This window comes from Tropicibacter oceani, from assembly GCF_029958925.1.
Classification (GTDB): Bacteria; Pseudomonadota; Alphaproteobacteria; order Rhodobacterales; family Rhodobacteraceae; genus Pacificoceanicola; species Pacificoceanicola oceani.
In genome coordinates this window covers 47,281-61,525 of sequence record NZ_CP124616.1, presented here as the reverse complement: position 1 = coordinate 61,525, position 14,245 = coordinate 47,281, and the positions used below count along the sequence as shown (strand labels likewise).

The following is a 14,245-nucleotide window of genomic DNA, read 5'->3' as shown; positions in this document are numbered from 1 at the left end:
CGCTTTGGTTCCTTTGTTGACTTAAAGCCTGATAGGCAAACAAACCCGGATAGGCAATCACACGAGGACGGCACCGGCGAAAAACAGCACGGGGATCAGGCCGCAGTCGCGGTTGGCGCGAAACAATTCCAGCAGGCGGTCGGCATCGTCCATTTTCAGGCGACGCATCTGCCACAGCATGTGCCAGCCCATGGCCCAGGGCCCGGCCAGCAAGATCACCAGTTTCAGGATCTCGCCGTCGGGGATGGCCAGCACGATCGCCGCGCCCATCAGCGCAACGGTGGCCACCATGAAACGCGCCAGCCATTTGGGGGTGTCCTCTCCGAACAGGCGGGCGGTGGATTTGACGCCGATCAGCGCGTCGTCTTCCTTGTCCTGGTGGGCATAGATGGTGTCATAGAACAGCGTCCAGGCCATGCCCGCCAGGTACAGCAGCACCGCGGGCAACCCCAGGCTGCCGGAATGCGCGGTCCAGGCCAGCAAGGCCCCCCAGTTGAAGGCGATTCCCAGAAAGACCTGCGGCCACCAGGTGAACCGCTTGGCAAAGGGATAGATCGCGACGGGCAGCAGTGACAGCACCCCCAGCGCGATGGCCGCCGGCGGAAAGGTGATCAGGATGGCAAAGGCGATCAGGCACTGAATCACGGCCCAGGCCAGCGCCTGCTTTGCCGTGACCTGCCCCGAGGGGATCGGCCGCGAGGCCGTGCGTTCGACGCTGCCGTCGATGTGGCGGTCGGTGATGTCGTTCCACGTGCAGCCTGCGCCGCGCATCAGCACCGCGCCAATGCCGCATCCGGCAAAGATCCACAGATCGAACCAGCGCGCCTGCCCATCCGCCACCATGGCCAGCAGCAGCCCCCACCAGCAGGGCAAAAGCAACAGCCAGGTGCCGATTGGCCTGTCCGCGCGGCTGAGGCGCAGGTAGGGCCGCGACCATCGCGGCGCGCGCCGGTCCACCCAGTTGCCGCGCACGGCGTCGCGAACCTGTCCGTCGGCCTCTGGTGAATCGGATGTGCCGGTCATATGTTGCGTCTCATGAAAGCCAAGGTCCGCCTTTATGTAGAGCACCCTTTGGGGCAGGGACAACCACTGCCTCTGTCCAAAGAGCAGGCGCATTACCTGTTTGGGGTGATGCGGCTGGGCCTGGGCGACAACGTGGCCCTGTTCAATGGCGCGGATGGCGAATGGCAGGCCACGGTCGCCGAGGCCGGCAAGCGCGGCGGCACCCTGACCTGCACCGCGCAGACCGCGCCCTTGGCCATGCCGCCCGACCTGTGGCTGTGTTTCGCCCCGATCAAGAAGGCGCGCACCGATTTCATCGTCGAAAAGGCGGCCGAGATGGGCGCCCGGCGCATTCTGCCGGTGGCGACCGAATTCACCAACTCCGAACGTATCCGCCAGGATCGACTGCAGGCCCATGCCATCGAGGCGGCCGAGCAATGCGGCGGCACCTTTGTCCCGCAGGTGGCCGAACTCCAGCGGTTGGACAGGCTTCTGGCCGACTGGCCCGAGGACCGCAGCCTGATGTTCTGTGATGAAAGCGCGGCGGGCCAGGCACTGACCCTTCACGGCAAGCCCGGATCATGGGCCATCCTGATCGGCCCCGAAGGCGGGTTCAGTCCGGCCGAGCGCGCGCGCCTTGCCGCCTTGCCCTATGCCTGCCCGGTGGCTTTGGGGCCGCGCATCCTGCGCGCCGACACGGCGGCGGTTGCGGCGATGACCCTGTGGCAGACCACCTTTGGAGACTGGGCATGATCCGCCCCGAAGCCGCGGCCACGCTGGGCCGGTTCCGCGAGGCGCTGACCGGTGCCGGCGTTCTGCTGCTGGGGCTTTACTGGGCCTTTTTCACCGGCGGCGGCCTGCTGCATTGGATCGGCTATGGCGTGATGACGCTGGGGATCGTGCTGATCGTCACTGGCCTGCAAAGGGCACGGTTCCGGCGCGGTGACGGCGGCCCCGGAATCGTGCAGGTGATCGAAGGACGCATCACCTATTTCGGCCCCCTGTCGGGCGGCGTCGCGGATATCGACGCCCTGTCGGCCCTGACGCTGGACCCGACCGCGCGCCCGGCGCATTGGCGGCTGGACCAACCGGGCCTTCCGCCGCTGCATATCCCCGTCAATGCCGAAGGCAGCGAGGCGCTGTTCGACGCCTTTGCCCACCTTCCCGGGATTCGCACGGAATTCATGCTGCGCGAGCTTGAACGCAAAGGCGCACACCCGGTTGTGATCTGGCGCGCAGCCTCTGCGCAGCCGATCACGCGCCGCCTGCATTGACACCCGGAAATTTTCCGCCCAAGGCTTGGCCTCCTTAGGTGTCACGCAGATCGGAGCAGTCCCATGTCCATTCCCCAATCCGGCGGCGGGCCGATCGAACGGCACGAACAGATGGTCGAATACCTTGCCTCGGGCTGCAAGCCCAAGCAGGATTGGCGCATCGGCACCGAGCACGAGAAATTCGGCTACTGCAAGGACACCCTGAAACCGCTGCCCTACGAAGGCGAACGGTCGATCCTGGCGGTGCTCGAAGGGCTGCGCGACCGCTTTGGCTGGTCCCCGGTCACCGAAGGCGGCCACCTGATCGGCCTTGAAAAGGACGGCGCGAACGTCAGCCTTGAACCGGGCGGCGCATTGGAGTTGTCCGGCGCACCGCTGGAAACGATCCACCAGACCTGCGACGAGGTGAACGAACACCTGCGCGAGGTCAAGGAAATCGCCGACAAGATCGGCGTCGGGTTCATCGGCCTTGGCGCCGCGCCAATCTGGACGCACGAGGAAATGCCGCTCATGCCCAAGGGGCGGTACAAGTTGATGAACGACTACATGCAAAAGGTCGGCACCATGGGCACCGCCATGATGCGCCGCACCTGCACGGTTCAGGTCAACCTTGATTTCGGGTCCGAGGCGGACATGGTGCAAAAGATGCGCGTCGCATTGGCCCTGCAGCCCGTGGCGACCGCACTGTTCGCCAATTCGCCCTTTTTCGAGGGCAAGGTGAACAACCACAAAAGCTGGCGCTCGGTGATCTGGCGCAATCTGGATGCGGCCCGTACAGGCATGCTGCCCTTTGTCTTTGATGACGGGTTCGGGTTCGAGGCATGGGTCGACTATGTCCTTGATGTGCCGATGTATTTTGTCTACCGCGATGGCAAGTACATCAACGCGCTGGGGATGTCCTTCCGCGATTTCCTGAAAGGCCAGCTGCCCGCTCTGCCCGGCGAAACGCCGACGCTGTCCGATTGGGCCGACCATCTGACCACCGTCTTCCCCGAGGCCCGCCTGAAGAAATACATCGAAATGCGCGGCGCCGATGGCGGTCCGTGGCGGCGCCTGTGCGCGCTGCCCGCGCTATGGGTCGGGCTGACCTATGATCAGGGCGCGCTGGACGCGGCCTGGGATCTGGCCAAGGGCTGGGATGCCGAAACCCGCGAGGCGCTGCGCGTCGCGGCCTCGGTCGATGGGCTTCAGGCCGAGGTGAACGGCATCAAGATGCATGATCTGGCGCGCGAAGTCGTCGCCATTGCCGATGCCGGGCTGAAGGCCCGCGCCATGCCGGGGGCCGGGGGCCTTGTCCCGGACGAGACGCATTTCCTGAACGCGCTCAAGGAAAGCGTCGAGACCGGCAAGGTTGCGGCTGACGAATTGCTGGATCACTACCACGGCGACTGGAACGGCGATCTGACACGGGTATTTACCGAATACAGTTATTGAGGGTGGGGCGCTCAGGCGCCCTGACCCAGAACCCGGCTGCGATAATAATCGCTGATTTCGGCGCGCCGCGCTTCGAGTGTGGCGGGGGTTGGATCGGCCTCGCCGTTGACCAGGTAGGCATAGCTGGCAAAGGGATTGTGCTTTTGCGCGCTGGCCGTGCCGTCCGACATGGTTTTCGCGCTGGTCACGACGCGACCCGACGGGTGGCGCGGTTCGCCCCACTTGTTTTTGTCCATGTCCGAGCCAGCCACCAGGTAATAGCCGAACAGCGGCAGACCGATGACAGGCAGAAGCACGACGGCGATCTTGAAGGATGACCGCCCCGTGTCGTGAAGCCGCCGCATGGTCAGTGTCAGCGTCGGCACCGCGAACAGCAGCAAAAGCCAGGGCGTCAACATCCCGGCAAAGCCGATGGCCGCAAAGCCGTGGACGTAAAGGCTCCAGATATCCATGGTGATGCTGACCACGTAGATCAGGAATTGCGCCAGAAAGACCCACCAGTATTCGGCACGTGTGGCGCGGCCGCTGACGTTGAAGGCGTTGAAGATAAACGCCTCACAGGCGGCGATGGGTCCGAACATGTCTCTCTCCGGGCTTTGTTAACCAAAGGGTAACCGGTCAGAGGGGCCAAAATTTGGCAAAGACGTGTCAGACCCGGGGAGTCTGCCCTGCGCAACGATCCTGATGCGCAGGGTTTTCATCAAATGGTTTGATCAATAGCCGACGGCGCAGCCATCCTTGCGCGGATCGGACGCGCCTTCGAGCACGCCGCTGTCGTGGATGACGATGGATTGCGCGCCCCCAAGGGGCGTATCGGGGGTTTCAACGTCATGCCCCATCGCGGCCAGATCGGCGGCGACCTTTGGATCATAGCCGCGCTCCAACTGCAGCTTGCCCTTTTCGGCAAAGCTGCGCGGCGCATCCAGCGCGGCCTGCGCGTCCAGTCCATAGTCGGTCATGTTGGTGACCACGCGGGCGTGGCCGTTGGGCTGATACTGCCCACCCATGACGCCAAAGGGCATGGTCACGCGGCCATTGTCGCGCATCATCGCGGGGATGATCGTGTGCATCGGACGCTTGCCGCCCATCATCTCGTTCGGGTGGCCTTCGGTCAGGCTGAAACCCGCGCCGCGGTTCTGGAACAGGATGCCGAATTTCTCGGAGGCAATCCCCGAGCCAAAACCATGGAAGATCGAATAGATCAGCGACACGGCCATGCGGTCCTTGTCCACCACGGTGATATAGATCGTGTCCTTGTGCACCGCTTCGGACATCTCGGTCGCCGAGGCCATGGCGCGTTTCGGATCAATCAACGCGGCCAGTCTCCTGGCGGTGTCCATGCTGGTCAGATGATCCAGCCGGGTCATGCTGGCGGGATCGGCCAGAAAGCGGTTGCGCGCGTCATAGGCCAGCTTGGCCGCCTCTGCTTCCAGATGGGCACGCTGGGCGCCAAAGGGGTCAAGGCTGGCCAGATCGAACTGCGACAGGATGTTCAGGATCAGGTGGGCGATGATGCCCTGACCGTTGGGCGCATGTTCCAGCAATTCGCGCCCGCGATATGTGCCGGTCACCGGATCGCCTATGGTGCATTGGGTGGCGGCGAGATCGTCCAGCGTGTGCACCCCGCCCATGGCGCGCAGCGAGGCGACCATGTCCTCGGCCACTTCGCCCTCGTAAAACCCTTTGCGGCCTTCGCTGGCAATGCGCTTCAGCGCCTTGGCCTGGGCGGGCAGGGCGAACAGATCGCCGACCTTGGGGGCGCCGCCGGGCTGGAAATGCGTCAGGGCGTGGCCCTGCAGAACCGGCGCATCCTTGGCCCAGTCAAAGGCCACGCGCGGCGCAATCGGCACCCCGATTTCCATGTAGGTGATCGCCGGGCTCAGAACGGCCTCCAGCCCCAGTTTTCCCCACCGGTCGGACATGGTGCAAAAGGCGTCGATGGCGCCGGGAATGGTGACCGCGTCGGGCGTGTTCAGCGGCACGGTCTGCAGGCCCTTGCCGCGCAACGCGGCGGCATTGGCGGCGGCGGGCGCGCGGCCCGATCCGTTCACCGCGACCACATCCGCCCCTTCGCCGGGCGAAATCAGGGCAAAGCAGTCGCCGCCGATGCCGGTCATCTGTGGTTCGGCCAGCCCCAGAAGCACGGCGCCCGCGATGGCCGCATCCACCGCATTGCCGCCCCGGCGCAGGATGTCGACGGCCGCACTGGCCGCAAGCGGGTGCGAGGTGGCGCAAATGCCGTTCGTTGCATAAACGGCCGAGCGACCGGGTTGGTGGAAATCGCGCATGAAACTTGCCCCTGTTGCTGATCCGGCTGCCTTGGACGCCCGGGTGTTCCCATGGCGGTCAGGCGCATTGTCGATTTCGGGGAAGGATAGGCGCGACGCCTGCCGCGTCAATGCGGTTGGTCGATGCATATGCTTTTGAGAAATCAAGTACCTCGGCGCCACGCACTGGGTGGGGGCTGTTAATGCGCGGCGCCGAGGGAAGCCATATGCAGCTACAAGACCATGAATGCCTGCGGAACAGGGCGGAAATGTGAAAGCGCTGCGGTGATTCCATGACGATCGGGCTGCCGGGGCCTGGCAGCGCGCAAAGGCCAGACAAGCGCAGGCGACCAGCCCGCACCGGCAAGGGCTGACGGCAGCTGACCATGGCTTGGGCAATCTGCGGACGGTTTGCGGAAATGGGAGGGGGGTAAGTGCCTCGGCGCCACGCACTGGGTGGGGGCTGTTAATGCGTGACGCCGAGGGAAGCCATATGCAGCTACAAGGCCTTTGTGCCCTGGATTTCTGACGGGAATATGACCTTATCCGGGTCATTCAAAGGCACGGACGAAAGAAACGGTGGCCTTTGCGTCGCCCTGCGTGTCAGTGCGTGCCCAACATGATGCTGAAGCTCAGGTAGTTGACGCCTTCCTTGCGGCGATACCGCAGATCATCCGTCATGCTGCGGATCAGGAACCAGCCGAACCCGCCTTCGGGCAGGTCCGCATTGGACACATCCAGCGTGGTCAGTTCCCCCTTGGGCAGATCGCCGCCGGGCATCGAATGCCCCCGGTCCTCGATCTGCGCGTCAAGGCGGTCACCGACAAGGGTCAGGCACAGGCTGATTTCGCCATCCACGCGTTCCTCGTAGGCATGTTCGACAATGTTGTTCAGCGCCTCCGCTAGGACCAGCTCGCAGGGGCCCAGGGCCTCGTGCCCATGGCCGTGGCGCGCAAGATCATCGCGCGCGGCGGCCAGGGTTTCGCGAACGGCCTCGGGGCGGCTTGCCAGGACATAGTGCATCCGGACACCATTCTGCCTATCGGTCGGGGTCATTGGTTGACCTCCGTATGATGACGATTTCAGGCGGGGTATTGAACGGCAAGATCGACGCTGTCGTGAATGGTAAAGATGGAATCCATCCGGGTCATCCGGAACACCTTGTCGACCGTCGGGGTCAGTCCGGCCAGCTCCAGCTTGCGCCCGTCCGGCATCAGCTTCATCGCCGCGACGATCGCGCCCAAACCGCTGGAATCGATAAAGTCGACGTGTTCCAGGTTCAGAATCACACGGCCGCTGGCGTCGGCGACGGCTTCGCGCATCCGGTCCTTGAACTGGATTGCCACGGCGGCGTCGATGCGGTTGGCTTCGACGTTGACGATATCGATGTCCCCGCGGGGTTGGGTTGTCAGTTTCATTGCTGCCTCACAGATGCTCAATGCAAACCACCCTAGACGCCATTCCTTACCATTCGGTATGCAGGGGACAGGCAAGCTTGGAAGGGACAGCAGATGAAAGACGTCGTGATTACCGGAGCCGCGCGCACACCGATGGGCGGATTCCAGGGGGTTTTCGAAAACGTGCCGGCGGCAACCCTGGGCGGCGCATCCATCGCCGGTGCGCTGGCGCAGGCCGGCAACCCGGCCGTCGACGAATTGCTGATGGGCTGCGTTCTGCCCGCCGGCCAGGGCCAGGCCCCGGCGCGCCAGGCCGGTTTCGCCGCAGGACTGGGCGAAGAAGTACCCGCCACAACCCTGAACAAGATGTGCGGATCAGGCATGAAGGCGGCGATGATGGCCTTTGACCGGCTGGCGCTGGGGCAGGCGACCACCATGGTCGCAGGCGGCATGGAATCGATGACCGGCGCGCCTTACCTGCTGCCAAAAATGCGCGGCGGCGCCCGCATCGGCCACGGCCAGGTGATCGACCACATGTTCCTCGACGGTCTCGAAGACGCCTATGACAAGGGCCGCTTGATGGGCACCTTTGCCGAAGACTGCGCCACGACCTTCGGCTTCACCCGCGAAGCACAGGACCAATACGCCCTGGCCTCGCTGTCCAACGCGCTCGAAGCGGAACGCACCGGCGCCTTCGAAGACGAAATCATCCCCGTGACCCTGCACACCCGCACCGGCGAGGAAATCATCACTCGCGACGAACAGCCCGGCAAGGCGCGCCCCGAAAAGATCCCGATGCTCAAACCCGCCTTCCGCAAGGACGGCACGGTCACGGCCGCCAATTCCTCGTCGATCTCGGATGGCGCGGCGGCGCTCGTCCTGACGACACTTGATGTTGCTGCCGCCTCGGGCGCGGTACCGCGCGCGCGCATCCTGGGCCATGCCAGCCATGCCCAGGCGCCGGCGCTGTTCCCCACTGCCCCCGTGCCCGCCGCGCAGAAACTGCTGGCCAGTATCGGCTGGAAAGCCTCGGACGTCGATCTTTGGGAAGTCAACGAAGCCTTCGCTGTCGTACCCATGGCTTTCATGCAGGAAATGGGCCTGCGCCGCGACGTGGTCAACGTCAACGGCGGCGCCTGCGCGTTGGGCCATCCCATCGGCGCCTCGGGCGCGCGGATCATCGTCACCCTGCTGAACGCACTGGAAAAACGCAACTTGCGGCGCGGCGTGGCAGCCATCTGCATCGGCGGAGGAGAAGGCACGGCGATCGCGATCGAACGCCTCTGACCACGCGCAACACCCTCTGGCATCTTCTTCTTGGCTCAAATACTCCGGGGAGCGCGAGGGGCTGGCCCCTCGCACCCTTCCGTCGAAAAAGGCGCATCATGCACGTTGATTACTCCGACCTTGGCAAGACCATCGCCGCCCTGACCGCGGGCGAAACCGATACTGTTGCGCTGATGGCGACGCTGGCCTGCGAAATCCACCAATCTGACGACCGGTTCCACTGGACCGGTTTCTACCGCGTCACCGCGCCGGAGCTGCTCAAGATCGGGCCTTATCAGGGTGGCCACGGCTGCCTTGTCATTCCGTTCGCGCGCGGGGTCTGCGGCGCTTGCGCCCGCACCGGGCAGGCGCAGATCGTCGAGGATGTCGATGCCTTCCCCGGTCACATCGCCTGTTCCAGCTCGACGCGGTCCGAACTGGTCCTGCCGGTGCGCAACGGCGCGGGGCGCTTGCTGGGCGTTCTGGACATCGACAGCGATCTGCCCGGCGCCTTTGACGAAGAGGACGCCAAGGCGCTGCAGGCCATTCTTGATGCAACCTTCGAGGCTGCGGAATAGTCACGCGTCTGGTGAAAAAATCCTTTGAATTTTCACGAAGCCATGCCAACGTGAAATTCACCCACGATTTTTCACCGAGTCGCAATGACCCAGACCGCCCCCAGAACCCTAGGCGCCGATCTGCGCGCCGTGCGCCGGATGCGCGGGCTGACCTTGCAGGACATGGCGCAGCGGTTGGATCGCTCGGTCGGCTGGCTCAGCCAGGTTGAACGCGACCTCTCCGAACCTTCGATCACCGACCTGCGCCACATGGCGCAGGCGCTCGACATCCCGGTTTCGGCGCTGTTCGGCCGCCCAGAAACCCCGCCCGAAGAGGCCGGGCTGATCGTCCGCAAATCCGCCCGTCGCCCCATCGGATCAGGGCAGGCCGGTCTGGTCGAAGAACTGCTGTCCCCCGATCTGACCGACGATTTCGAGATGGTGCACTGCACCTTTGCCCCCGGCGCCCGGATCGGCGAACCGGTGTCGCGCCCGACGCAAGAGGTCGGCTATCTGGTCTCGGGCCAGCTTGACCTGATCATCGGGGGGCGCCACTTTTCCCTGTCGCCCGGCGACAGTTTCCGCATTCGCGGCGAGACCTTTGATTGGTCCAACCCCCATGATGTGCCCGCCCAGGTCATCTGGGTCATCGCGCCGCCGGTCTACTGACATGAGCGTCGAGGCCTGGATCGTCTTTGCCAGCTTCTGGGTGTTGTTCGTCACCTCGCCGGGGCCGAACGCGGTCAATTGCATCCAGAACGGCATGAGCTTTGGCCTGCTCCGGTCGCTGTGGGGCGTGCTGGGCATCCTGACCCAGGCGCTGTTGTTCCTGACCCTGTCGGCGGTGGGGATCACGGCGCTGATCGTCACCTCGCCCACCGGGTTCCTGCTGGCCAAGATCGTCGGGGCGCTGGTGCTGATCTGGCTGGGCATCCGCAACTGGCGGCGGGCAACGATGGTGGTGCAAGAGGACCCGGCACCCTCGCATCACATCTATTCGCGCGCCTTCATGATCGCGACGATCAACCCCAAATCCGTCGCGGGCTACCTGGCGGCCTTTTCGCAATTCGTGCAGACGGATGTGCCGATCGCCCAGCAGATGTGGGTGATCGTGCCCACTGCGCTGACCCTGACCGCCGCCAGCTATGTCACCTATACCGCCCTTGGTGCCTTTCTGGGGCGCGCGGCGCTGTCGGCCGTCGCCAATACCACCATCCGCCGCGTTTTGGCGGGGTGTTTCATTGTTTACGGTCTGGCGCTGGCCGCCACGGCCCTTCCAGAAGGAACATTTTCATGAACGGAAGCTGCGCCTGCGGATCCATCCGCTTTACGACCTCGGGTACACCCGAGGGCGCGTCGGTCTGCCATTGCGGCCAGTGCCGCAAGATGTCGGGCTTTGCCTGGTCTTCGGCCTACCTGCCGCAGGACCGCGTCAGCATCGAAGGGCAGGTGCGCTGGGTGCATCTGTCAAACAAGGCCGAGCGCGGCGTCTGCCCGTCTTGCGGGTCTTTCCTGTTCTGGCGCGCCCATGACGAGGACACCATCAGCTTTGCCCTTGGCGCCATCGACGGGCCGACAGGGCTTAGCCTGACCAAACACATCTTTACCGCCGACAAGGGCGATTACTACGCCATCGCCGATGGCCTTCCGCAAAGGACCTGAGATGACAAAACCGGATATCACGCTGCTGGATGGCGGCATGGGGCAGGAACTGATCAAACGGTCGGGCGATGCGCCCACGCCTCTTTGGTCCACCCAGGTCATGATGGACCACCCCGGCCTCGTGGCGCAGGTCCACGCGGATTATTTCGCGGCGGGCGCGACCATCGCCACCACGAACACCTACGCCATCCTGCGCGACCGGCTGGAACGTGTCGGGTTGGAAGACCGCTTTGAACAGCTACAGCTTCTGGCCCTGCAAGAGGCGCGCGCCGCGCGCGACGAACATGGCTCGGGGCGCATTGCCGGGTCGATCGGGCCGCTGCGCGCCAGCTATCGCCCCGACATTCACCCCCCGGTGCAAGAGGCGATGCCGCTTTACGCCGAAATCGCCAGCCTTCAGGCGCCACATGTCGATCTGTTCATCATCGAAACCGTCGCCTCGCTGGACCATGCCCGCGCCGCCCTGATGGCGGTTCTGGGGCATGGCAAACCGGTCTGGCTGTCGATCACGCTGGACGATACCGACGGCACGCGCCTGCGCTCGGGCGAGGCGGTGGCCGACATTCTGCCCATCGCGGCCGAGGGCGCCGCCGCGCTTTTGGCCAACTGTTCCGCCCCCGAGGCGATGCCCGCCGCGCTGGAAATCTTTGCCACCGGGGATCTGCCTTTTGGCGCCTATGCCAATGCCTTCACAATGATCACCAGCGATTTCCTCAAGGATGCGCCCACCGTCGATGCCCTGTCGGCGCGTCAGGATCTGGGCCCGCAGGCCTATGCCGAACACGCGCTGGCCTGGATCGACATGGGGGCCACCATCGTCGGCGGCTGCTGTGAAACCGGCCCCGCCCATATCGCCGAACTTGCCCGCCGCCTGCGCGCGGCCGGTCACACCATCGTCTGACCCCTTTCAAAGGAGACGCCCCAATGACACAGGTTCCCAAACACGCCCGCGCCCTGATCATCGGCGGCGGAGTCGTCGGTGCTTCGTTGGCCTATCACCTGACCAAACTGGGCTGGACGGATGTAGTCCTGCTGGAACGCAAGCGCCTGACCTCGGGCACCACATGGCATGCGGCCGGGCTGATCGCCCAGCTGCGCGCCACGGCGAACATGACCAAGCTGGCGAAATACAGCCAGGAACTGTACGGCCAACTCGAAGAGGAAACCGGCCTTGCCACCGGCTTTCGCCGGGTGGGTTCGATCACCGTCGCGCTGACCGACGAACGCCACGAAGAGCTGCGCCGTCAGGCCGCCATGGCCCGCGCCTTTGGCGTCGAGATCACCGAGATCACCCCGGATGAAATCATCGCCAAATATCCCCACCTCAACCCCGATGGGGTCGTGGGCGGGGTCTACCTGCCCAAGGACGGGCAGGGCGATCCGGGCAATATCGCGCTGGCCCTGGCCAAGGGCGCGCGCAACCGCGGGGCGGTCGTTCTGGAAGGGGTCAAGGCCACCCGTGCCGCCAAATCCGGCGGGCGCGTCACCTCGGTCGATTATGTCACCGAGGCCGGGGATGCGGGCACCATCACCTGCGATCATGTGGTGAACTGCGCCGGGATGTGGGGCCGCGATCTGGGCGCCATGCTGGGCGCGCCGGTGCCGCTGCACGCCTGTGAACACTTCTACATCGTCTCAGAGCCGATCCCCGGCCTGCAATCTCTGCCGGTGCTGCGGGTGCCGGATGAATGCGCCTATTACAAGGAAGACGCTGGCAAGATCATGCTGGGCGCGTTCGAACCCAAGTCAAAACCCTGGGCGATGAAGGGCATCCCCGAGGATTTCGAATTCGACCAGCTGCCCGAGGACTTCGACCACTTCGAACCGATTTTGGAGGCAGCGGTCAACCGCATGCCTATGCTGGAGCAGGCGGGCATCCACACCTTCTTCAACGGGCCGGAAAGCTTCACGCCCGACAACGCCTATTACCTTGGTCAGGCGCCGCAGATGCAAAACGTCTGGGTTGCCGCCGGGTTCAACTCGATCGGGATCCAATCGGCGGGCGGCGCGGGCATGGCGCTGGCCCAATGGATGGAGGATGGTCAGAAACCCTTTGATCTGGGCGATGTCGATATCGCCCGCGCCCAACCGTTCCAAAGCAACCGCCGCTATCTGCAGGAACGCGTCAGCGAAACGCTGGGGCTGCTCTACGCCGATCACTTCCCCTATCGGCAAAAGGCCACGGCGCGCGGGGTGCGCCGCTCGCCCTTCCACGCGCTTCTGGCCGAAAAGGGTGCGGTCTTTGGCGAGCTGGCCGGGTGGGAGCGGGCAAACTGGTTCGCCGCCCCGGGCCAGGCGCGCGACTACGAATACACCTGGGGCCGCAGCAATTGGTTCGACAACCGCGCCGCCGAACATAAGGCGATCCGCGAAAACGTCGGGCTGTACGACATGTCGTCCTTTGGCAAACTGCGTGTCGAGGGCCGCGATGCCTGTGCCTTTCTCAACCACGTCTGCGGCGCGCAGGTCGATGTGGAGCCGGGCCGCATCGTCTATACCCAGTTCCTGAACTCGCGCGGCGGGATCGAGGCGGACGTGACCGTTACCCGCCTGTCGGAAACCGCCTATCTGGTCGTCACACCCGCCGCCACCCGCGTCGCGGATCAGGCCTGGCTGCAACGCCATGTCGGCGATCATGGCGTCGTCATCACCGATGTGACCGCGGGCGAAGGCGTGCTGGCGATCATGGGCCCCAAGGCGCGCGATCTGCTGATGGCGGTGTCGCCCAATGACTTCTCGAACGAGGCGAACCCCTTTGGCACGGCGCAGGACATCGAGCTTGGCCTTGGCATGGCCCGCGTGCACCGCGTGTCCTACGTGGGCGAGCTGGGCTGGGAAATCTACGCCAGCGCCGACATGGCGGCGCATGTCTTTGAAACCCTGGCCGAGGCAGGCGAGGGGATGGGGCTGAAATATTGCGGGCTGCATGCCATGGACAGTTGCCGCATCGAAAAGGCGTTCCGCCACTTTGGGCATGACATCACCTGCGAGGATCACGTGCTGGAGGCGGGGCTTGGCTTTGCGGTCAAGACCGACAAACCGGCATTCATCGGGCGCGACGCTGTTCTGGCCAAACGCGAGGCGGGGCTTGACCGCCGCATGGTCCAGTTCCTGCTGCACGACCCCGAACCGCTGCTGTACCACAACGAACCGATCCTGCGCGACGGGCAGATCGTCGGGCACCTGACCTCGGGCGGCTATGGTCACCACCTCGGCGCCGCCGTCGGGCTGGGCTATGTGCCCTGCAAGGGCGAAAGCCCCGCGCAGCTGCTGGCCTCGCGCTACGAGATCGACGTGGCGGGCACGCGGGTTCAGGCGACGGCCTCGCTCAAACCGCTGTATGATCCGACGTCGGAACGCGTCCGCGCATGACGGCCAGCAACGCG

15 protein-coding genes are annotated in these 14,245 nt (G+C 64.7%); 10 read left to right on the top strand and 5 right to left on the bottom strand.

Annotated elements, in window-relative coordinates:
* Window positions 1-57: 57 nt before the first annotated feature.
* Window positions 58-1,023, bottom strand: coding sequence for a 4-hydroxybenzoate octaprenyltransferase (gene ubiA, locus QF118_RS00325; RefSeq protein ID WP_282300650.1), 966 nt, complete (start codon window positions 1,021-1,023; stop codon window positions 58-60).
* Window positions 1,024-1,035: 12 nt separating this feature from the next.
* Here ubiA and QF118_RS00320 point away from each other — a divergent pair, with 12 nt between their 5' ends.
* The 3 genes from QF118_RS00320 (at window position 1,036) to QF118_RS00310 (ending at window position 3,710) form a co-directional block, all read left to right on the top strand.
* Window positions 1,036-1,755, top strand: a complete 720-nt coding sequence (locus tag QF118_RS00320) for a 16S rRNA (uracil(1498)-N(3))-methyltransferase (RefSeq protein ID WP_282300649.1) — start codon at window positions 1,036-1,038, stop codon at window positions 1,753-1,755.
* Complete coding sequence (locus tag QF118_RS00315) at window positions 1,752-2,276, top strand: hypothetical protein (protein WP_282300648.1); 525 nt, start codon at window positions 1,752-1,754, stop codon at window positions 2,274-2,276. The genes QF118_RS00320 and QF118_RS00315 overlap by 4 nt, the downstream gene beginning before the upstream one ends.
* Window positions 2,277-2,339: 63 nt before the next feature.
* Window positions 2,340-3,710 (top strand): glutamate--cysteine ligase, encoded by a 1,371-nt coding sequence (locus tag QF118_RS00310; RefSeq protein ID WP_282300646.1) that lies wholly within the window; start codon window positions 2,340-2,342, stop codon window positions 3,708-3,710.
* Between the two features lie 11 nt (window positions 3,711-3,721).
* Here QF118_RS00310 and QF118_RS00305 read toward each other — a convergent pair whose 3' ends face one another.
* The 4 genes from QF118_RS00305 to QF118_RS00290 all read right to left on the bottom strand — a co-directional run bounded on the left by QF118_RS00305 (window position 3,722) and on the right by QF118_RS00290 (window position 7,395).
* Window positions 3,722-4,291: a DUF805 domain-containing protein gene (locus tag QF118_RS00305; RefSeq protein ID WP_282300645.1), complete on the bottom strand. Its 570-nt coding sequence runs from the start codon at window positions 4,289-4,291 to the stop codon at window positions 3,722-3,724.
* 132 nt (window positions 4,292-4,423) lie between these two features.
* Entirely contained in the window at window positions 4,424-5,998 is a 1,575-nt protein-coding gene (locus QF118_RS00300; protein WP_282300644.1) for a gamma-glutamyltransferase family protein, read from the bottom strand.
* A 582-nt stretch (window positions 5,999-6,580) separates the two neighbouring features.
* A complete protein-coding gene (locus QF118_RS00295) occupies window positions 6,581-7,033 on the bottom strand; it encodes an ATP-binding protein (RefSeq protein WP_282300643.1) in 453 nt (150 codons plus the stop codon).
* A 26-nt stretch (window positions 7,034-7,059) separates the two neighbouring features.
* On the bottom strand, window positions 7,060-7,395 hold the full coding sequence (locus tag QF118_RS00290; protein ID WP_282300642.1) for an STAS domain-containing protein: 336 nt from the start codon (window positions 7,393-7,395) through the stop codon (window positions 7,060-7,062).
* 93 nt (window positions 7,396-7,488) lie between these two features.
* Here QF118_RS00290 and QF118_RS00285 point away from each other — a divergent pair, with 93 nt between their 5' ends.
* From QF118_RS00285 to QF118_RS00255, 7 genes are all read left to right on the top strand, one after another.
* Complete coding sequence (locus tag QF118_RS00285; RefSeq protein ID WP_282300641.1) at window positions 7,489-8,661, top strand: thiolase family protein; 1,173 nt, start codon at window positions 7,489-7,491, stop codon at window positions 8,659-8,661.
* A gap of 98 nt (window positions 8,662-8,759) precedes the next feature.
* Window positions 8,760-9,218, top strand: coding sequence for a free L-methionine (R)-S-oxide reductase MsrC (locus QF118_RS00280; RefSeq protein WP_282300640.1), 459 nt, complete (start codon window positions 8,760-8,762; stop codon window positions 9,216-9,218).
* A gap of 84 nt (window positions 9,219-9,302) precedes the next feature.
* Window positions 9,303-9,866, top strand: a complete 564-nt coding sequence (locus tag QF118_RS00275; RefSeq protein ID WP_282300639.1) for a helix-turn-helix domain-containing protein — start codon at window positions 9,303-9,305, stop codon at window positions 9,864-9,866.
* Between the two features lies 1 nt (window position 9,867).
* Window positions 9,868-10,494, top strand: coding sequence for a LysE family translocator (locus QF118_RS00270; protein ID WP_282300638.1), 627 nt, complete (start codon window positions 9,868-9,870; stop codon window positions 10,492-10,494).
* A complete protein-coding gene (locus QF118_RS00265) occupies window positions 10,491-10,859 on the top strand; it encodes a GFA family protein (RefSeq protein ID WP_282300637.1) in 369 nt (122 codons plus the stop codon). The genes QF118_RS00270 and QF118_RS00265 overlap by 4 nt, the downstream gene beginning before the upstream one ends.
* 1 nt (window position 10,860) lies before the next feature.
* A complete protein-coding gene (locus QF118_RS00260; protein ID WP_282300636.1) occupies window positions 10,861-11,760 on the top strand; it encodes a homocysteine S-methyltransferase family protein in 900 nt (299 codons plus the stop codon).
* Between the two features lie 23 nt (window positions 11,761-11,783).
* Window positions 11,784-14,231 carry a GcvT family protein gene (locus QF118_RS00255; RefSeq protein ID WP_282300635.1) on the top strand — a complete coding sequence of 816 codons (2,448 nt, stop codon included), beginning with the start codon at window positions 11,784-11,786 and terminating at the stop codon, window positions 14,229-14,231.
* The last annotated feature ends 14 nt before the right edge of the window (window positions 14,232-14,245 follow it).